This window comes from Paeniglutamicibacter terrestris, from assembly GCF_012271785.1.
GTDB lineage: Bacteria > Actinomycetota > Actinomycetes > Actinomycetales > Micrococcaceae > Paeniglutamicibacter > Paeniglutamicibacter terrestris.
The window spans coordinates 884,783-906,819 of the sequence record NZ_JAAWVT010000001.1; the positions used below are offsets into that span (position 1 = coordinate 884,783).

At 57.8% G+C, this 22,037-nt stretch carries 5 protein-coding genes; all 5 read right to left on the reverse strand.

Annotation, left to right across the window (positions count from 1 at the left end; all coding sequences use genetic code 11):
* Nucleotides 1-15: 15 nt before the first annotated feature.
* From HED64_RS04035 to HED64_RS04055, 5 genes are read right to left on the reverse strand one after another with little or no spacing between them, the layout of a single operon-like run.
* Nucleotides 16-5,376, reverse strand: coding sequence for a DEAD/DEAH box helicase (locus HED64_RS04035; protein ID WP_168150771.1), 5,361 nt, complete (start codon nucleotides 5,374-5,376; stop codon nucleotides 16-18).
* Nucleotides 5,373-8,474 carry a hypothetical protein gene (locus tag HED64_RS04040; RefSeq protein ID WP_168150772.1) on the reverse strand — a complete coding sequence of 1,034 codons (3,102 nt, stop codon included), beginning with the start codon at nucleotides 8,472-8,474 and terminating at the stop codon, nucleotides 5,373-5,375. Before HED64_RS04040 ends, HED64_RS04035 begins: the two co-directional genes overlap by 4 nt.
* Nucleotides 8,475-8,521: 47 nt before the next feature.
* Nucleotides 8,522-10,798, reverse strand: coding sequence for a 3'-5' exonuclease (locus HED64_RS04045; RefSeq protein WP_168150773.1), 2,277 nt, complete (start codon nucleotides 10,796-10,798; stop codon nucleotides 8,522-8,524).
* 2 nt (nucleotides 10,799-10,800) lie between these two features.
* The gene (locus HED64_RS04050; RefSeq protein ID WP_168150774.1) at nucleotides 10,801-17,442 is read right to left on the reverse strand and encodes a DEAD/DEAH box helicase; all 6,642 of its coding nucleotides are present in this window, start codon (nucleotides 17,440-17,442) and stop codon (nucleotides 10,801-10,803) included.
* Nucleotides 17,439-21,974 (reverse strand): DNA methyltransferase, encoded by a 4,536-nt coding sequence (locus tag HED64_RS04055; RefSeq protein WP_342590647.1) that lies wholly within the window; start codon nucleotides 21,972-21,974, stop codon nucleotides 17,439-17,441. Before HED64_RS04055 ends, HED64_RS04050 begins: the two co-directional genes overlap by 4 nt.
* Nucleotides 21,975-22,037 lie beyond the last annotated feature (63 nt).

Consider the following 22,037-nt stretch of genomic DNA (forward strand, 5'->3'; position numbering starts at 1 on the left):
GGCGAACAAAGTACTCTAAATTTGTCCCTTCAGCGCCGGAGCAAGCCCGCTGACCGCAGCATCCAGGACAGGAAGTGCCCGACGCCCGAATTCCACAAAATCGCTCTCATAAACCCGATAGCCTGGAGCCTTCGCAAGCGCTGCTTCCTGTGCCTCATGCTGTTTCGGCATAGGAGTCTCCCTCTCTCGGAACCACAATGGGTGGCCGATGAGTACGCCTACCTTTTCGGAGTCGAGTAGGAGCATGGGTGCTGAATCCGGACCTACGAGTTCAACTCGAATGTCCTCGTGAATCCCCTTCGCGATGGCGCGGATTTCTGAGTCCCTACTGAACCAACGCTGAAGGTTCAATTCGAGTCCCGAGGACAAGTCCAACATGTCCAGCGCCAGCCGCCAGTCCAAGACTCCGTGTAAGCGCTGATTGTCCCAAGATCGGAGGCAATCCGGGCAAGAAGTTGAGCAGCCCTGGTGCTCGGCATCCTCAAATTCTGCCTGAAGGTTCTTTCGTGTTTCCCTCAGTAGATTTCCGAAGACGTCCGGCTTGGCAATCTGTGCCGCATAGCCGGCTCCGTTATCGAGAGTGTCGGCAAGGAAAACACGCGCAGATGCCACCGACCCCACCATTCTGTGTTGAAGTCCCGCTTGCATTTCCTGTGGATCGATATCCAGGGCATGTTTGGCCGCGGTTCGCAAGACTTCCGCCATTGACCACAGGCCAGCCTCACCTGCAGGCACCACGTGCGGCGCCGTTGGCATAAAGCCACCATTTGTAGCCAATCTGACGAAATCCACCGTCAGTGCGTCCGTAGTTCTAATCTCGCCAATCGCGCTCTTTCCGAGTTCAAGTCCCGTGGGCATTCCCCTCCACCCTCCGCGATAGAGTGCAGAATTAACCGCTACCACTGACTCGTCTTCGTCGGTTTTGACCAGATCGAAAAACCGTCCACGATTATCGTTGTACTGAAGGAGCTTTCCCTGTTCATAAAGCCTCAGCTCAACACTTTCAACGTGTTCACCCTCAGGCTCAGAACCCGTGGAAACGAAAGTCGGCAAGCTCTTGGACTGCGAACGCGACTGATCAATCCGGTACGGACGAGGCACGTATGTAGTACGGAATCCCAGAGGCTCGTAGAGCGTGAAGAGATCCATGCTCGTCCGACAACTCGGACAAACTTCCACCTCTGATTTGTCGATGAGTGTTGTGGAACACTGAGGACAGCTGGAAACTTGGTGCCCTTTCCCGAGTGGGTCACTGGGAACAATCTTTCCGCCCCGACGATCGTAGTTAACGAACCCGGCTGCGACGTGGACCATCCGGTCGCGGACGACTTCGGCACCGGGTGCATAGTTAGTAATGGCCATACTTAAAGGCCGGTCTGACACGATCTTACTTTCGAGAGACTTTGCCGTGGGGAACTTATCCCCGTATAGGTTTCGGACCCGCGTCGGGAACCCAAACATTGGCAGCAAGCCGCCTAGTGCTAACGATTTACTGAGTTCGGGTTCCGTAATATCTGGCTGCGCAATGATCCTGTCGATTTCGTTGACAACCTCACCACGTACCCACTGAATAACAGAATCCACGTCGGCCGCAGAGAGCCGCGTATGCGTAGACAATCGATGCACAATCCCGCTGACCTGGTTGTTTGACGCAAGCCACGCAGCGATTTGAGATCTACGGGCAGACCATCCTTCCACTGTCCCGAAAGTACCGTGAAGACTGTCGGGTCCCCACTCAGGACGTGCAACAAGGGAATCAAACGCCCTCTTGAGTGCCTCTGCAGCGACAACCCTCTGGAGAATCCGGATTCGCCCAAGATCTAAGAAGGGCTGAGGCGGCATATCTCCTGTCATGCGGTAGGCGTGGTTGAAGTAATACTCATCGTGCGCCGAGTCCCTACAGGACGTAATGGCGAAGGAGAACGCCTGGCCCGCGCGACCTGCTCGACCCACACGTTGCTGGTAGTTGAATCGTTGCGGTGGCATATTGGCCATGAGCGTTGCATTCAGCGAGCCGATGTCGACACCGACTTCCATCGTCGTCGTCACGCTGAGGACATCAAGTTCACAGGTCAGCCGGTTCTCTTTGGGCGCCGGCAATTGGACGCCCTTGAACCAGCGTTGACGACGTCGCTGCTCGGCGGCTGGCTTCGTCTGTGCGGTCAATTCAGCAACGGCAATGCGGCGAACTTCCTGCTCGGCGAGCCACCCATAGTAGTCACGGGCATCTGCAGAAATGGGCTTGCGTACGAGAGTCGACGATTCGCATCCCTTGTTCGCACAAACACCTGCCGACCCGTGTAGGTGCTGGAATCCACACTTGACGCAAACCCACGCTTCACCGCCTGCCATGGCAAACCGGACCTTGCTCGTTCCACCATGGAGTTGCAGTACCCAACCATCGGAGACACCGGTGTCACGCAGGATTGAATAGACCCACGTTTCAAGTGCGTCCAGGTCCACCGAATGCACGGTAGCTACCTTGGTCAGATACGACTTGATGACAGTAGGGGCTTTGGCTTCCGGCTTGTCTCCCGACCAAGAACCCTGGTATCTCTTCTCCAGCCCGAGCATGCGGACACAACTCGCTAGGATCTGCGAGCCCACTTCGGAAGGTAGCGGTCCAACATTTCCGATGGGGATATCGACTGGGAACCAAGCCAAGTGTGTCGATTCAACGTCACGTCGACCCGAGTCAAATACTTGGCGAGCAAGTTCATCATCCAGCATCTTACGGAATCGGTCTTGGGCCTGCGCCGACGATGCAGCGTCGGCTTGTATCCACAGGTCTTTCTCGGGCGGAGCGAAGAACGTGTACCAGGGTTCACCTGAAACATGTTGCGCCGCCATTGAGCTACCGGCTGGACTCAGCCCAAGCGCAATCATCTGGTTCTCGACTCGAGCCCGCAGGTCTCCCCAGCCGATACCATCCGCGGATTCTGACCGAGCCTTTTCGATCATGGCTTCTTGATCCGGTGTCGCATTCCCCATGTTGTGGAGCATCACGGCCATCAAGAGCATCGGGTTCGTGCCAACGATATGCTTTGCTTGGGCTTGTTCCTGCGCCGCGAGGGAAGCGGGGTCGGCCGAAAAACGCGTCAACAGATCAATGATGTTCAACTGAGCGGCTTCCTTAAGCCCCCGTCGCAGCATTTGGACCAAAATATCGCCATACTGGCGCGTTGCCAGTGAAGCTGCCGTGCGAGCTGCCGAATCCCTGTTATCCGTGAAGACAATTGTTCGGTAGTCTTCCGGCCGAGATCCCAGAGTACGAGGCAATTGGCGAAGATAGATTGACGTCGCCTGGGCCGGTGAAGTGGCGTGGCCTTGAAGAGGGGAATTTACCTGACCTTGCTTGAATTCCTCAGTTTGTCGGTTTGACTGGCCGCAGTGAGGACACTTAGAGGGGATAGCCGGAGCGTCACCTGACGTGGTTCCCCCTGAGACTTGTACGACCCAGCCATTGACCCCATCCATTGCTCCGACTTCCAACAAGCCAGACTTTTGCATTCTTGCGGGCGTCCAAGAAACCGTGAACCCCTGCGTCTGCCAGGTCTTGCCGGCGCCTACCGGTTGTTCGTCAGTCGCCGGCCAGAACCATCGATAGTTCTTACGTTCTCGCCTGGTGGCCAGCCCCGGAGCATCGCCGAGAACACCCGTGGGTGTTGCGCTCAGAGACTCAGTGTGGTGCGGCAACGCCAGCACGTATCCGGCAACACTCGCATCACCACACTCGCTGCACAGGATGAGTTCCAAGACGCGCGAGCCGCAATCGTCGCAAACAGACAATGGCTGACCGAAGATCTTCCCCACCCGCCGTTGTTCGTCCTGGCGTTCAGTCGCTACACCTATGCATCCGTTGTTGGTGCATGCCCACAGGCCCGATAAAACACGGGCGAAAATGTGTCCTCGCAACGGTACCGAGGTGTCGGCACCGTTGCTAATCGCGTCGAAGACAGCCGTTAGCCCCTCGAGACCGGGATCGTCTTGTTCGAATAGGCGCTCAGCAACCGTCGTCAGATACTGAGCACGGTATCGTTCATCCGCAGGAGAATAGCAAGCACGCGCTACGGATTCCGACAGTTCCGAAGAACGGGATGCCAGAGTACCAAGTTTGGCGGACGCCAGAATTTGATCGCGGTTCAGTGCCGGACGGTCAGCGAGCTCCTTCGGTCGGCCAGCCGTAACAGCGAACGTAGAGCCATCGACACCGAAGAACTCTTCAAGGAATTCAAGACCAGCTTCATTTGCGTCCAACGAGGCCGATGCGGCGACGATGCGCAGCTGAGGACTGTTCGGCTCTAAGCCCAGCCTGTCGAGCAACCGCCGCAACAGCAACGCGACCTCGCTGCCGGAGGCTCCACGATACGAGTGGAGTTCGTCGACTGCGAGCGTAAAGACGTGTTCTGGAGAAGATTCCAGCCACGCTTTGGTTTGCTCGAAGATGGGGTTCTCGAACTTTCTCATCAAGATGGCATTAATCATCGAGAAGTTTGAGACAAGGACGTCGGGAGGGTCTTGAACCATGTCCCAGCGTGTGACCATTTCATTACTAGTTGGATCCGTAAACAAGGCCAGGTCCGATTCTTTGACCTCAGCTGAATCCCGGAGGCTTGCAAACTCCTGTTCAAGCTCCTGGATTTCCTGGCAGACCGCCGAGACCATCGATTTGTCCTTGGCCGCGGGCAAGCGATTGGCACCAAGCGTCGCCCCGGTGTATCGACCAAACCACAGGCGCGCTTGAGGTCGGTCGGAGGCGATTCGACGGAACGCGAGCCTCAAGCGAGTCAGCTGGTCCTCGACCAGGGCGTTAGTCGGATAAAGGATCATCGCTCGAACCGCAGCCGGGCGGGATTCGCCCGCCCGCATTCGCTGGTACTTCGCGGAGTTTCCATGCCACCAGCATTCAACTGGTCCGGGCTTCGACCAAGCTTCGGACTCTTCAACCAGCCTGAGTAGGATCGGTAGCAACAGAGCTTCGGTCTTTCCTGAGCCGGTGCCTGAAGTTACGACGATATTGTGTTTGCCGGCCTCACCCTTGCCTCGGTTAACGAGGATCGATTCGGCTTGGTGACGTCGCAAAGCCAGCCTTTGTCCGTCGACAACGTAGTCCCGGAAGAATGCCGAACCGACAATGCTTGCTACTTCTTCGGAGTAGCCTGCCTGGGTTGCCACGTCCATGAAGTCATCTGCCGCTGGATAAGGAAGCACGGGTTCCACGAGTGGCTCCCGAAAAATCTGTCCTTCTTTTCCGACAAGGTCTTCACGATCTGCCGTGAGGCCTGGGGACCGGAGCCGATAATTCGTATTGAAGTACCGGAGGAAAGCCTCCCGCAGATCATTTGAAACGCTGATGGGGTGCGGCTTAGAAGTCATGACGTCAGCTTTCGGCTCAGGATGGATACGGTTTCGGGGCTCAAACCCTCATAGGTCATCGAATGGAAATGGGGTTCGGCAGTGGGCAGTTGTCCAGCTGCAGTTACTGCTACTCGACCGTAGAGCCCGGGCAGCTCCGCCCCCAACGGGACTCTGAGGTTCTTGGTCAACGGGTCATAGGCAATCAGGAGGCGACCAAGAATGTTCGCCGCTAGGTGCTTACCAAGCTCGGCCCATACGCGGGCACCCGTCCCGGATTCAATATCTTCAACCGTTCGAAGGTAGTATCCAGCACCGTGAACCCGGGGCAAACGATATAGGCCCGGTAAGCCCGCAATTTCAATTTCTGCCCAGGTCGCATTTCCTACGTTGAAATACTCGTAGGTTGCAGCCATTGGGAATGGAGCCCGAGGCAGCTCCGCGACGATCTGGGAAAGCGGAGGCAGTGCCGCGGCCAGCTTGTGAGCCGCATGAGGCGTGATGACCTCGGAATCGACGTGGGCTTTCGCCACAATTGGCATGGTTTCTGGTCCGATTCCTTCGATGAAAGAGAAACTGCGGGTTTCAGCGTCCGTAACGCGAAATTTTCCTCCGACATCTACTACTGATTCTCGAAGTTCTTCTTTCTCAGATTCGGTCCAGGGGCCGGCCAACAGCCAGTCACCGTTGTCCAGACCCGCGATACCTTGGTATACCGATTCCCATGCCACCACATCGAGATTCCCATCGCGCTCCACTTCCAAGAATGCAATGGATTCGAGTGACATCAGCAATTGACGTTCAAAAAGTGCCGAATCTTCAAGCTGACGGGCCAATACTGAAAAGTCCCGTCTCGTACCGCATCCCAAATAAATCAAGGCGTCTAGGAATGCGCTGAGGTCCGGACCTGTGGCTTTTACGACCGGCTGCGGAAGCGCCGCGCGTTGCGGGGAAACGGCAACTTGAAGTTCGTGTTTCTGGGCGTTCTTGATTCTGGTTGGTTGCCGCTTACTCATTCCGCATCCACGGCACTCCCCATACATCCACGCGGTTTTAGGGTACTTTCCGTCAAAGCTGGGGAATACGAATACATGTGCGCCGGTAATGATGCAAGAATTTTCGGCAGGACCGGGGAGCCGAAGCTTTTTTCGGGACTGTGCAACTCTGTTGGGACCAGACCACTGAACTCGGATAGGAATCGGGGCGCTATTCGAATCGTCGTCGAAGGGCTCGACATCAACTGTTGTCCCCGCAATCCAACCAATTGCGATGTCGCTGTGTTCAATGCTTTTCAACGGCCACAGGGGTTCACCGACCGCATGAGCAAGTGCTCGTGGTTCCGCTATCGTGTTCGGTTCACCCTCGTCGGCACCTCGCAACTTGATCGACAAGTTTTGCAGCGTTGATAGCTTGCGTCGCAACGACAGCGTGAAGTCCGTTTGGCCATTCCGCAAGTCATCCACGCGGAGTTCCACTGGCGGTTGAAGGTCGCTTTGAACCAACACCTCGGTGGCGCGTAGCGAGTCAGGGTTGCGATCGACGCGGAAAAGATCAACTTTCGAGTTGTCGTCCGTCGTAATCACGAGGGTTAACGGCGCGTAGGCGCTCCAACGACGCGTCCTACCGGGCAGGCGCAACCCCCCTTGAAGCGACATTTGAGTTGTCATTCGAGGTTGGAATGCCGAGAGTTCGGGGCTGATTAATAGCTCATCTGCCGGCGACCGAAGGAACGTCACGTCCACATAAGCAATCCAACCCGGTGGGATCCCGTCCTTGAATCCGCCAACAATCTTGGAGAATCCCGGTTGTGCTGCATCATCGAGAATACGTTCCACACTCGATGCCAAAGCATGGGTGTCCTTGACCAAGATTCGAGTCTCTGTTCCGGCCAGCGCTCGGTCCACTTCAACATATGACGCGGTCATGGAGTCATGTGCAAAAATCGCAACGTTTCTGGGTACACGCCGGAGCACCTGTTTATCCGACGTCGTAATCCTGATTTCCGCGCCAACCATTGATTGGGGATCAACCTCGTGGTCCCCGAAACTCACTCCAAACGTGTTGTTCCCCGCCGGACGAAAACTTACTTCAAGTTGAGACCCATCTTCGGCTTCAACAGTTCCCGAGCCTCCATTTTGGATACCTTGCATGACAACGAGCCCGAACTTAGATATCGATGTCAGGAACTTACGTTCCGAACGCCATGTCAACAGGCAACGGGTACCTCTATTGCTTGTGCGACCCCCACTAGCCCGCCCTACTGGGCCATCCCATGCGGAGAACTCTGCCAACGCCAGTTCAGTCACACGGTCTTGGTTTCCCGAGACTGCCCATATCTTACGAAGCGCTTGATTGGCGCTACCTCCTGACGCATGAAGCCAGATATCAAGAGACGCATGCATTTCAGCATGGGAAACGGCAGCACCGGACACGAATCCTTGCTCGTCGAAGAACTTCTCAAGGTTTCGACGTTCAGTGTCTCGAATCAGCGCCTGTGAGATCGGTAGGCCAACGTATCGGTGCATTAACGCATAGGCACTTGGGAGTCCCCGGTCTCCAACGTTATCTTCAAGCCATACGCTCAGTGCCTCCCAGTAGGCTTCGCTCGATTCCATGAATGAGATTCGCAGCCTAGGACCCTCGCCAGCTGGGATTCGGAGGATTCTTTCCAGCTGGGTGTAGTAACTCCCGGCATGTTGCTCTCCCTTGGCGCTAAGGGCGCCCATGCTCTCGGCTGCAATGGACAGCAACATCAGCAGAGCAATATTGGGAGGCGCCAAAACTTCACGTTTGGCCTTTACCGCCGCCCGACGACCAAAAACCCACCGTTTGGTCATCATGTCGAATTCGGCAAAACTTGCCCGATGACTTTCTCTCCAACATAACTTCGATCTGACGGCTGCGGCCAAGGACTCCACAGCCTCAGCATTTGGTTGCAGACCGAGTGCCTCACAGGCACTCGCGAAACCCCGATCATCGTGGTCCAAATAAACAAGTTGGCCGGCCCGGTCCGCGTTGAAAAATGCCGCGCTCAGCGCTTCATTCCATTCCGAATAGCTGGCTGCCACACCACTAGTCAGAACACCCCCAGTCATCAGACCGAAGCCGGTTTCCCCCATTTTCAATTCCCCCTTGAATCGTTTTTCAATTATTTGGCCAGGCTACGTCAACTGGCCGACACTTTGCCGGAAGCCGCGGGCAACAACCCTGAGGGGTTCCCGCTCCAGCTAACCACCAGTTCGTCACGTGCTCGAGTGGCTGCCACATATAGCAAAGAACGCTCACGAAGCAGTGCGTCATTCTTCTCGGCTTCGGCCAGACCATCGGTCGCCAATGACAATGGAACCGCGCCCTCATTAACTCCGAAGAGTATGACCTTGAAGAATTCCATTCCCTTTGCGCGGTGCATCGTCATGTATAACGGTTTGGTGCCGTCTCCGGGGTGGTCCACATCCCTGACTTCGACCTTGCGTTCGGCCATCCCGGATTGGAGTTTCTGCAACTGGTACTTGGTGCGCGCGATAATACCGATCATGTTCCCCTGCACATCTTGGTCCAACCACTTCGTGATGTGTTTCTGGACGTCGTCCAGTTCATCTGCAAGAGATGCGGCGCCGGCTTCAGACGGGTTCGGACCGCTGCGTGCCGAGTGATAGCCGTTGACTTCTTCCGGTGTACCTTCGAAGTCTTCGATTTCGGCGCCCTTGAGGAGGCGGACAGCATAGGCAAGATTCTGGGCGGTGGTGCGGTAATTCAGTGACAGGCGGCGTGATCGCCCCACGATGGCAATTCCGTACCTGGACAGTGGAACTTTTTGTCCATAAATGCGCTGATGCGAATCTTCCGCAATGAACAAGTCGTTTTGTCCTGGGGCGGCCAGAGCTCGCAAGAACAGCCAATGGGCCGCGTGCAGATCTTGTGCCTCATCAATGAGCACGTGGTCGGCGATTGCAGGCTTTCCGGCATCGGTGCGGTGACGCAGCAGCACAGCGGAAACGGCAGCCAACTCGGGGAACGAGATGTTTCCTGCTACGCGTTGTTCCTGCCGGAATGCCTCGAAAATCTTCCAGACACCAAGCCGCTTGGGACGCGTCAAGGCAGTGCCGCGGCCCACCCGTGGCACCTTGACGTAGGCATCCCGTGAGGCAACGAAATTCGCCAAGACCACGGATATGTATTCTTGTTCCAGGAATGTGGGGTTGGCCAGTTCCGGGTCCAGTCCATGGTCCGTGCTTTCCAGCGCGTCCTTCCACTGTTGTGCAGTCACTCCGCTGGGTCGGAAGTTGGAAGATGCGTGCGCTTCCCCAAAGACTTCCTTCAGCGCTGCTTTACGTTCATCCGGTGTCGCAGAGTTAAAGACCTGCGAGACCAAGGAGTCAACACCGCAGGTGAATGTCCCCTGAGTTCCAGCTGTCTGTGCCAGCTGAAGGTTCGAATCGAGCTTGCGCAGGCTCTGGTTAAGAGAGGTAGCCAAAGTGCGGGTGAAGGTCGTAACAATGATTCGAGCTGCCGGGTTGCGCTCAGCCAGAGTCTTGGCTCGGTGTAGGATCACCACGGTTTTTCCCGTTCCCGCTCCACCGGAGAGCCTGAACGGACCGTTCCAGGAACCGTCGGCATAGCGGCGTTGCTCGGGGTGAAGGAAGGTGCGCCAGGCATCGGCACTGCCACCTTCGATGACATCGCGCAGAGCGTCCGGTGTGTCTCCAATAAATGCAAACTGCAGTTTCGCGGCGTCCTTACCGAAGCCGTCGGCGATCACGTCATCTTCGTGCTTGTCCTGCTCCAGTTCCTCTGGAAGTGTCCGCTGGTCGATCAGGCCCAGGTCTTCTTTGCTCTCATCCAAGCTCTTGCCCGAAGCCAAGTCGAGGATCAGCAGCCCTTGCCAATCCGGCGCCTTGTCGGTGACCTTGTGGAAGGCTTGTGCCGTTGGAGCCAAGAGCGCCTTACGAGCAATGATCGGGTCAAGGCCAGCGGACTCGATCAGGAAATCGAGCTTGTACCCGTGTTCCGCCAGTCCGTTAGTCCAGGTAAGTTCGGTGCGTGGAACGCTCGGTTCGGCAAAGGGTTCCTTTGCGATCCCCTGCGACTCGACTCGCTCTTCCTCGTTCTCCGGCATCGTTTGTTCGATGATTTCCGGAATACCGAAGACGGGGTTCATCTGCAGCACACTGCGCTGTGCAATGTCTATGGCCTTGTCGTGTGGCCACGTTCCGTAATAGACGTAAGTCGGGGCCGAAGCGGTGTTCAACTTGAACAAAACGGCACGCCACATGTCATTAACACGGCCGGTGCGCACTCGAGGGTCCGAGACGTTCTTAAGTGGCTCGATGTTTAGCCCGTGGGTTGTATCGTCAGACTGAAGCTTCTCAAGGAAGTTCATGACCAACGATTTCACCGAGTTGTCGAGCTTGTCCTTAGTTTTTGCGAAGACTATTCCAGGCATTGCTATCGTCCTTTCCCATTCACCATGTCAAGAATTTGTTGTGCCTTTGGTCCCACTATGGTCCATCCCGCCGACACTAGATCGCCGTGATCTTCGTCGCCGTCATAGGCCACGGCCATTTTCGATTCTGGCCAGGCCAAGAGCATTGGATACCCGTCGCCGATCTCGATCCCCATGACAGGCATGGGGTCCAGCCCTGCCGCGGCAAGCTCCAGCATCAGGTCACGTTCATCATCCAGGGCATCGACCAGCAGAGCTTTCCAGCCGGCCGGGAGCAGAATGTCTGTCTCACTGCCTGGATCGTTTTTTTTGGTTCCGAGAGTTCGCAAGATGGCAGCAACGTCCGGACCAATGATGGTCCACCCCTCGGCTTCCAGGGATTCGCGTGCATCGGAATCGTCATCCAGAAGCACACCAATCTTTCGATCCAGCCATGCCAGCGACAAAACATACCCAGATACTGATTCCAGGCCGAGGTCCGGTGGAGTGTCGACCCCGGCGTTCGCCAGCGCAACGAGCAGCACGCGTTCGTCCTCCAGGGCTTCCTCCAACAGTCCCTCCCACCCTGATGGAAGATCCACGTGTCCCTTGCGGGTTGATGCTTCGTCGATCGAGCTCTCCGCGATCTCCAACCCAACGGTGGAAATCGACAGACCGATGGTTTTGAAGGCCATGAGGTTGGACAGACGGAGCCACTCGCGCCACGACTCATCGAAGCTGTCGCGTTCCACGGTCTCGGTTCGGTCATCAAGGCTCAATCCCACCGAGAAGGTTGATGGCGACTGGCCCGGTGCCGCACAAGCGAATGCCACACTGCCCAGTTGCCTGGTCCAGAAGACGGCGGCACCGGCCGGAAGGGTTGGAGAACCACCTCGAGCCAGCTCCTGCGCCAAGTGCGGTACGGCGTCCGGATCGGTGTTCCCTCCGGCTGTCGTGCGCAGCATGAACGGTACGAGCTCGGAGAACTTCCCCCATGCGTATGAATCCGGCTCATGGATCCAGTGCCACAGTTGAGTCATCGCGTCGCGCCCGAGCAATGCCATGAGGGAAGCTGAGGGTGAAAACTTCGCCTGGAGCTTCATGTTCAGCTGGGCATTTGCCCAGGCTGGCGGCGCGCTGACCGAATCCGGGGAGCTGAATGCTTCAACGTCCTGCCACGTCACTGCCCACGGAATGACTCCGTGCGCACGCAGAATGTCGCGCTTGCGGGCATCGTCGGCCAGCCGGTTGTGCTCCGGCGAGGCATGGAATTGGTATCCGTCCGTGTAGATCGCTAGGTCCGGGATGTTCGGGTCCGGTGCCTTGAGCAAGAAATCGGGCCGGGTACCGTGCAGGTCCACCTGCGGGAGCAGCTGCCAAGTAAAGGGCTGGCCGGGGATGCGGAAGTTGATGGTGTCAGCCCCGGCCCCCGGGATGATCTTGTGGAACGCACCGGAGTCCTTGAGCCGCTTCACGAACGCCTGACGGAACCGCTGCTCCAAAAGCGACTCAATGTTGGTGATGTGGACAGGTGCATCCTCCGTGACCGTCCAATCCACAGCGTAGGAAGGCAGCGTGCCACCTTCAACAGCTTGTTTGCCTGCACGCAGGATCCTGCCCAGCAGGCGCTCCGCCGTGGCCCGGGCAATCCTGTCGACGTTCCAGGGATCGGCGAACGGTAGCAGGCAGTTGTGACATGCCAGCCTTTCCTCGTGCTGGCAAGAGCAATTGGCCACTGTTTGCCAGGCCGCTTCGAGAAGTTCCCAGACGCGGTACGGGTCGCCAAAGCGCGCCAAATATCCGGTGCCGCCGGGCACCTTGTCGTGTAGCAATAGGGCGAGCCGGCCGCCGTCGAACGACGGGTCACTAATGCGGATGACGTCAAGATGGTCCGGCGCACCGCCGATCACTTTTTGAAGGCCGAGAAGGATCGAAGCCTGCAGGCTCGGGACAGAGAAGTCATCTCCCAACGTGGCATCCAGCGGCAGGTGCAGCACCACTCCCTGGGTCCCCAGTGTCCTGGCCAGGGCAACTTCTTGGACACTTTCCTGCTCGGCCTTGCGGTACTTGCACCAGAAACGGTGTTCGGTGGGTTTGTTTTCCTTGGCTGATTGATCCAGCTGCCCGCAGTGAGAGCAAAGCCTGAACAAGGGAGCCTTGATTTCCTCACCGGCAATGGTCCGGGTGCCACCGGACGCCACCGACTTGCCCGCATTGATCCAGCGGATATCGACACGGTTGAGGTATTCGGCACCAAAATCGTAGCCTTCGAGGAACCAGGTCCGCTGAATGTGTTGTGGGTCGATGTCCGCTGCGGCCAGGATGTTGAAGCGTTCGCGGATACGGTTTTCCCGGCGGTCGCCAATGGCAGCCTCATCGCGCCTGACCTCGGCGGAGACCTTCTTCATGACCACCACGTCCAGGACCTGGCTCATGTCCGCAATCCCTGCGCTGCCGCAGCGCAGGCAAGTGGAAGCGGATGCGCTGGTTGCCACGTCGGTTTTGGCCCAGCCACAATTTGGGCACAGCTGCCACTTCTCGATGTGGCTGTTCTGCGGACCCAGGTCCACCGCGTCGATCAAGACTTCCATGCCTTGGGCATAGAAGGTGGCGCCGGGCGCCAGCTCGGACAGGGCAATGGACGCCCCGCGGCTGTAGCTTAGCGAATCGGTCTGGAATTCATTGGTGTCAGCGTCCTTCCAGGAGAGGCCGACGTCCAGGGTGACGGTGTCATCCAGCAGGGTGTAGTTGGGCAAGATGCCGTAGGCCTCGAGAACGGAAATCCAGTAGCCTCCGCGCAGTTCCTTGAGCTGTCCTCCGATCATGCCCAGCGTCGCCTTGGCGGTGCGCAATGCCTGGAGATCGTCGCGTTCGTCGTCTCCCAGTTGCTGGGTCCGGGCAATTGCTGCCTCTAGTTCAGGCAGTGCCGCCTCGATCTGCTTACGGCGTTCCACCAACTCAGCGACGTCCGCGACCCACAGTCCCGAGGCCCGGATCAGGTGGCGTGAAAGCCCGCTAGGTTCCCCGTCGGTTCGTTCCGTGGCCCACCCGGTGAGTAGGTCCAGGCTTTCCTGGGCGAGGTGCCCGGAGAATTGGGTGAAGAACTCCGCAAGGTACACGCTCGAATTTTCGGTAGCGTCCTCGATCAGGTCCCCGATGAAAGTGCCAGGATCAACCTTGCCGAGTGCCTGGATGGCATCTTTGGGGTGCGGGCGGTCGCTGCGCCGAGCAAACCGGTCCACGAGGTGTGCCACGTATTGTCGCTGTAGGATCTCCTCGGCATCAAGGAACGTCGCAGGCGGGCGGACTTCCCCATTGATGACCGAAAGCGGATCGTGCAGCTTCGGCAGGTGCTCGCCGCGCCCGCGAACAAATGCCAAGACCAGCGAATTACCGGTCAGACGACCGGCACGGCCGACACGCTGCAGATAGGAAGAAACTGACGTCGGTAGGGAGGCAAGCATGACGCAGGAAAGGTCACCGATATCGATACCCATCTCCAAGGTGGGGGTGGCCACCAGGACGTTGGGAGCGTCCGGATTCTCGGCGCCATCACGGAACTCTCGCTCGTACTGCAGCCGCTTCGTGTCATCCAATAGGGAGGTGTGTTCCCGGGCAACAACGCGTTTGCTGTCCGTCGAGGCATAGAGGTCGCGGTAGTAGTTGCGAACCTCGCCGTTCTTGCGTGCCAGAGTCCCGGAGCAGCGAACGAGAAGGCAGGGTGCACCATCAAGTTGGTCGATGACCGCAGCGCTGCCGGGCGTGATCGCCTTGCAGGTGTTGCATGCCAGCAGGTGCTTTCCCGTGGCGAGGGCGGCAGTGCCGGGTGAGCTCAATACGATCTTCTCCGGGTCCAACCAGTAAGCGGCGGCACCCGAATCCGTAGTCGAGCTGCCGAGCACGCCGTCTTCCGCCAGGGCCAGGATCAAGGCCTTGGCCATGTAGCCGCTGTCGGCGCGGCTGGCGTGCAGGCACCGTTCGGTCCAGCGTGCGTACCAGCTGGCGGATGAGGTTACCGGGTCCAGGTTTTCGGTCGCTGCTTCGGCCTTACCCATGCGTGGGAAAGCCGGGGCGGGCCGTCCGGACGGGAAAGCGGGCATGCCCTCGTGTTTAGGGCGGCCTCCCCAGATCTGAAAGCGTTTTCCATCGGTGGCGATGTACCTGGCCAGCCACCGGTGCGCGATTCCTCCGCGGATGCGGATACGCTCCAGTGTGCCGCGGACCCAATGGATGAGCTCCGCGTCGGTGGGTGGCGTGTAGTCGAGTGCAACCTGGTGGGCGGTGGATTCATAAGCACGACGGGCGAGTGCGGTGATGCGTGCAGCACTCCCGGCGTCTGTTTCCACGACCACGCTGCCGGTCAGTTCCAGAGTGCGTCCGGTGCGTGATTGCAGGCCGAATTCCAGTGATGCGTCGAAGAGCAATCTCTTCTTGGCTGCGCGGCGGGCAGGTAGCTGCGCAGCCGGCTTGGCCTGGGGATCCCAGAAAGGACGGAAGAGATCGCGGTCCACAAACTCAGGCGCAATGATTTGGTAGCGATCAGTTGGTGTCACCGCACTGGAAATTGCGCTGTCTACGAGTTCTGCCAGCGTCGCAGGTCCGTCGCCCAGGGCTCGGCGCAGAGCGGTGCGCAAAGTCATGGTGTGGGAACGGGACTGGACGAATCCAGCGCGGTGGGCAGCGTCCTGGACGCTGTCTGTGAAGACCAGCGCCTTCTTCTCACCGTCTGCCAGTGCTTCGGCCCCAAAGAGATTGGAAATAGTGACCGAAAGCATGGTCGCCACGGCGCTACCGATGAACGCAATGCCGTCCTTATTCAAACAAGACGGACATGTGTCTTGCATCGACAAATCGTCGGCGTCTGGCCCGTCGAGCATAAGCACGGGCATGATCCGGCCCTCACTGAGATCAGGATTATCCTCTGCAGGTGTCTCTTTCAAGAGGGTGCGGTTGACGGTATGTAGCCAACGCAGTCCCTGAACAGCTTCCGAGCCTTCCTTGCCGTATTCGATCATGTCCGCCTCGTTGGCGGCTGAGATCAGGGCCCGGAACCTGCCATTGTTGGACAGACGAGCGGTTCGGATCTTGGCGTCATCCAGATCCAGATCGGTTCCGGTGGGTGCCAGCAGTACCGCCCATCCGTTTCGGCCGCAGTGGCGACAGTACAGGGCTGGGAAGAATCTATCTTCGGACTGGTCCACACCGTCATCCGACCAACGGAAGCGTGGTGCCGGGTCCACTGCCGCATCGACGCGCGACATTTCTCGGATCCACAGATGGGTTTCCACGGTTGGGGCTATGCGCCCCTCCTCGGTCCGCACGTGGCTGATATGGGCCAGGACGTGGGAGATAAATTCCTGGGCATCTTCGGGGCGTGTCCCCTGCGCCAGCGCGCGAGAGGGGAAGACCTTCTCTGCCAGATCTGGGAGACTGATGGCTTGGCTCGCATGCTCAAGAAGCGCCAAGATCAGTGGGTGCTGGCGCAGCCCATCGAGCAGGTTGGTTGGTTCCGTCGCGAATAGATGCCCGACGATGGTAGGCAGCGCCGAGTGCAGATCCCCGGTGGCTTCGATGAGCTCAGCAATTTCGTGAACGCGTTCGAGAAGGTTTTGGTTGATCTCACGCAGGGTTCGTGGTGACGCCGATACGTTTGCCAGCGAACTCCACGTAGCGACATCCATCCTGGATTCAGTAATCACAGCCGCGTCGTCGAACGTTTCACCAAACACGGTTTCGGCGAAACGAAGCATTGCCTCAGGATCGCCCTTGCTACCAAGAGTGGCCGAAGTTGCCACGGGAGTAATCATTCCCAGCGGGCGTTGGAGATCGGATTCCGTCAAGCAGCGATGGCCATCGAGATTCTGTGGCCAGTGGCTCTTGAGCGTGATTCCGAGTCGGCGCAGCAGCATCGCAACATCGGTGCCTTGGGCGCCGTCGTATGTGTGGAATTCGTCCAGGACCACGTATTGAAGGCTCGTAGCGGATTTTTGCCAAATAGGTGCGTCCTGGTGGCGCAACAAGAGCATGTCCAGCATCTTGTAGTTGGTCAGCAGGATGTCAGGCGGATCCTCACGGAACACATCACGGTCGTTGATCAGCCCGTCCGCGGACACCCTGGTCCGTGTTGAATCCATTTGGCCGGTGTAGATGCCTGCAGTAATACCCGAGAGCTCTGGGTGAGTCGTCAACAGCGCTGCCAGACGGTTTGCTTGGTCATTCGCCAGCGCATTCATGGGGTACAGAATCAGCGCTTTGGTTCCCGTGACGCCGTCTTTCTTGGCACGCAAGACATGGTCAAGGATCGGGTACAGGAATGCTTCGGTCTTTCCCGAGCCGGTCCCGGTGGTGACCAAAGTCGGCTGCGGACGGCGAGCGCCTGCCTCCGAGCTCTTACTGCTTAGCCGTTCGAAGGCCCGCGCTTGATGTCCATAGGGATCATATCCCTGGTACCAATCAAGGCAATCGCGCCATCCAACTTGAGCCGGCTCGAACGGCAGACGCAACCGAATATAGGGTCCCTTGAATAAGCCGTCCTCGGGATGTCCCAGGAAGCCCTTGATCGCAGACTGGGCTGTGCCGTCCGTCAACGCAAACGTGGTTGCCAGATAGTCTGACAGTCCACGGCGCAGATCCGCAGCCTGGAAGGTGGGCAGAAGTTCGGTCACTTCACGAGCTCCTCGATCTGCTTCTCTGCAAGTAGCTGTTCGAAGTGCGCATAGGCCGTTCGCATGTCTTCTTCCCGATCAAAACCTCGGAATGGGAACTCAAAGACGTATTCGACGCCGCTATGCGGGTGGGCCCAGCTACGTTCTTCGACGCTAAGACTCTCTCCGCGCTGTCGATAAAGCTTGTTGATCTCGCCCGGCACTTTGCGCCCGTTGGCGTCGTAGAGATCATTTTGTTCATACCCACGCAACACTGGGAACTGGGTGCGATAAATCGTGCAGAGCTCGTCGACTGTCAATTCGAGCGTTATCGCCGCCAGAGCGTCAAGTTCAACTTGCAGATGACGACGTTGCGCAGCTACACGAACAGCCATTTCCGGCCGCCAAGGCTTGTCCATGGAACCGTTCCAGATATGCGCATAAGCGTCCGTCAAACAAATAAGAGCGGCGGTTCTGCTAACGATCTGTTGCTGAAGCAAACCTCCGAGCTTAATAGGCAGACCATCCACAACTGAGCCGTAGAAGTGACCCAATGAACCAGCTTTCGCCAAGAAGTCCACCACTATCGATCCCAAAAGCCCGGCACATTCCAGCATAGTTGCACTGTTATCAAAGACAGTCCCATATCCTGAAATGACACCATTTACGTGAGCGGTGCCAGGCGGCACTATGCTCGGATAGAACGTACGAACATTTGAAGTTGCTGCCATAAGACGCCAACTAATTCGGAAGTGGTCCCGAGCCGACCTTTTTTCCCCCTCGAACTCCCAGGTCGTATAGTCACGATCGTAGTTCACGCTGCCATCACGCACCGGCTGGTAGCTGGTACGCGGAATGAAATCCTCGGGGAGCGCTTCCAAGTCAACCTCGATGTAGTCCTGGTTGCTTTTCATCGTCGGATTCGGCTCTTTATAAAACGGGTTCGCTACGGTGAAGTGTGGACCCTGAAGGATCACGTCGTCCCACGAGTTATTAATCTTGGACCCGACTTCGAAGTATCCCTTCTTACGGTCAATTGATTCGTCCCACCCCCGGGAGTATTGAAGGCCCAGCTCGCGCACGCGTGGTGCCTTGCTGAGCTTCTCCAGTACGTTCATGCTGGCCCGATTGACCGGATAGACCATGCGTGCCTGCAATGGCGATGTCCCCGGCTCGTCGAGGATGTCGGCCCATACCTTCAGGACGTCAAGGTCGACGTTGACGATTCGTTCGGGATGCGGGCGGGTATCCCACTTACCCTCAGCTGTCTTCAGGCCTGGGACTTCAGTTCCGCCCTCATGGGCCAACGACCGCGCGACCGTATCCGGGTGATACAGCGATGCTGCCATCTGAAAATGCGGATTCTCCCGACTCGCTCCATAAACATGGACACCGTAATAAACACTGTCGTGGACCTCAAAAAGTAGCATTGCATTGCGGAACTGCCAGTGACGGCGCAGCCTGCGATATGTTGCGGCCCGCAGATTATGGGCCTTCTTCTCCGTAAAGTGCGATTCCGGATGGATCAGTGCAACCACGCCATCCGGTGAAGCGCTCATCCATGTTCTCGCCATGAATGACCGATACAGGTCGGGCTGCAATCCTGACAATACGGGATACTGCGAGGCCGCGCCCAGGAATTCGGCGAGGACAGGTGTGGGCACGGCGGCATCGATATAGTCTCGTTTGGCACCTGGCAGCGCGAGAGTCTCTTCGCGCTTCTTTCGGATGACGGCCTGGGTTGGCTTCTCCACCAGCTGCCACCAGGCATCGTGCTCAGCCAGCAGTGCGGCTTCATCAGAACGCGGACGAACCCACGGCGGATTACCGACCTGCAGATCAAAGCCACCGCGGCCAAACACCGAAGCGAACTCTAATTCCCAGTGGAAGAACCCCTGTTCTTCGGCAATTCGATCGCACACAACAAGCCATGGGAAGGACTCGACGAGTTCTTCCGAGTCCTTCATACCGGCCAGCGGGAAATCGTAGACTTCAAACATTGCCAAGTCGTTCCATCCAGCTGCAGAAAGTACGCTCGTCTGCCCCGCACTCTGACCAAACTTGCGTGGTCCCTTGGCCGACTCCGCGATCGGTTTACCTAGGATGGCTTCGAGCGCATCGATCCATTCGTCCATGCAGGGTGGTTCAACGACGCTTTCTGTCAGCGGCCAGAACCACAGTGCATTCCATGCATTCATGACCCGTTTGAGCCGCTGATAGGCGCCGTTCGGATCGCTCAACGCAGACTCGATCTCGGCACGCGTGACAGTTGTTGATTCCTCAGCGCGCTCGTGTGGCCAGTAGTCCACGAATCGTTTCGCCTGCGATTCAGCTATCTGAAGTCGACGAAGCGCGACTTTCCACAGCACCTCAACACGCTCAGACAGCGACTTTAGCCGCTCGATCTGCGGCTTCTTCAGCGCCACGCGTGTGCTCTTGGCCCACGTTTTGAGAGCTTTCTGCTCCTCAGCAGCGAGATCCTTGACCTCTTTGGCATCGGACGCAGCGCCCCACCCCTCACCCGGTAGCAAGAAGTGGTGAATCCGTCCGTCGACAGAAGAATCTACAGAATCGTTTTCAAGCGCTTCAACAAGCCCCTTGAGCGGATTAGCTTGAGGTTCATCGGTGAGGTGGCTTTTTGACCTCACCGCGTCCACCGAATAAGTCGCCCGGCGGGCACCAATGAGTGAATTGCCACGGCGAAGTCGAAGTCCAAACCACGGCGCCTGCAGGTCTTTCGCCATGGTGTCGAGCCACAGCGAGACTTCTGCAAGTTCAACCGCCGTCGAGTTGAGGTCGACACCGTGCACTTGGTGCAAGGCGATCTGCGCCTTGACCTTTTGAAGTTCCTGTGGGTATTCGTCGGCAGGGATCTTGACATCTATCTCATCCTGCTTGCGCTTCAGGTATTCCCCGGCAAGCTGACGCACCGCTTCGATCGCGAACGCGCCGGATCCAAGTGCAGGCTCACAAACGGTGAGCTTCAGAATATCATCAGCCGACGTCGGCGTTCCATTTTGGTCCAAGAGTTCCTCAATGGCCTGGGACACGACGAACGTCGTAAGGACCTCGGGAGTGTAGTAGGACGCGGACTGCTGACGTTCGCGGCCAGCGAGGCGGAAAACGAACGAGCCCTTCGGGTGCACGACGGTTTCAAGCTCACCGGTACGTTCATTTCGTTCCTTGATGAAATGCTTGGACTCGATCGATTCGGACCGATCGGTGGGGACCACCCATGACCCCTTAGAAGCATCACCATCCTTGGCGACCTCATGCAGGTCAGCTTCGGCGATGAAGCCCGTGTAGGACATCAGTCCCTCGTACACGGCGCCCAGCTGGTTGATACCCAGCTCCGCGTAGGAGATGAAGCCACGGTCTTTGCCCCGTGATTCCTTGCTCAGCAGCAGGTACTGCAGCACGCTCTGAAGTTCCGAGTTGCTGAGCTTGGTCTCATTGATCAGCGATGTGGCCTTTGGGTCGAAGAGGTCGGCCTTTAGCGCATCGAATCTCAGTCCTTCATTGGCAGATGTATCTGTTCCCTCATCCAGACCGGCAACGGGGTCGTGTCCGCTATCCACGAGCTCAAACAGACCGTTCAGGGACTCGAAAATGTGCGTTCCGCGCAGCGAACTGTCCTCATGGATCTCAACCAGCGTCAGTTCTCGCAGTCGGTCAAGGCCATAGCCCTCGTTGTATTCGCCGGCTCCCACCGGCAGCACTCCAAGCTCGGGCGAAGCCTCCGCGTAGAGCAGGAACAGGATGCGGTAGAGGAAGCGCAGCGACTGGCGCGCTAGCATTTGACCGTCGATTGCTTCGAGCTGGGTATCTGTTAGGGCACGTCGGGCGAGGACATCGTTGGCGATGATTTCAATGGAGCGGCGAATGCCTTCGCGCAGGTCCTTTGACACACCCACCGTGTGCTTCACGGAGCTCTCGAGAATTTCATCCCACCAGATGGTCCCGTCAGGGGAGGGCATTAGCGCGTCTCGGCCGAGGGCTGCCAGGAAGCGGTCAATCTCTTGGCCCTTCTTCCCGTCGTTGCGGTCCGCCACCAACAACACATCGGCTGCAAGGTACCGTCCTTCTGCCCAGCGTTCTTGTTCGGTGAGCACCAGCCACTTCCCGGCCATGGCAACGATGTACTTTGGCGGCGTGTCGGCGAGGTAGAGCTCGGAGATGAGCTTTGCAGTCGTCCGTTCGGTATCTTCCTTGCCGTCGGCGACGACACGTCCGAGCGGCTTGCTAGCGCCCAGGAAGTCCTCGATCGAATCCGCAGGCGCGGATTCAAGGAGCAGGATCTCTCCCCCGGCCCCGTTCCAAACAAACGGAACCACGGTCTCCGTGCCGCTGCGCTGTGCGGTGATTGCCGAGACGACGCCGTTGAATCCGAGCGCGGTCCGCAGCAGTTTGTATGCGTCATGGGCACCTGTTGGATCCTCGGCCAGCTCGGCCAGGCGGACCTGCAGCTCTCCCCGGTGCTGGGAGAACCTGGTCAATGCCGTCTCATGACCGGCCTTGCCACCTTCATCCCATATTTTACGGCGCTTGAGCACCTCGCCCTGGAAGGATTCCTTCGTGGAGTCGGTGGTGAAATAATGTTCGCTGATCCAGTCTTC

Bases quoted from the DNA above. Each gene is read 5' to 3' on its own strand.
- HED64_RS04035 (WP_168150771.1), bottom strand. From the start codon at position 5,376: ATGACTTCTAAGCCGCACCCCATCAGCGTTTCAAATGATCTGCGGGAG.
- HED64_RS04040 (WP_168150772.1), bottom strand. From the start codon at position 8,474: ATGGGGGAAACCGGCTTCGGTCTGATGACTGGGGGTGTTCTGACTAGT.
- HED64_RS04045 (WP_168150773.1), bottom strand. From the start codon at position 10,798: ATGCCTGGAATAGTCTTCGCAAAAACTAAGGACAAGCTCGACAACTCG.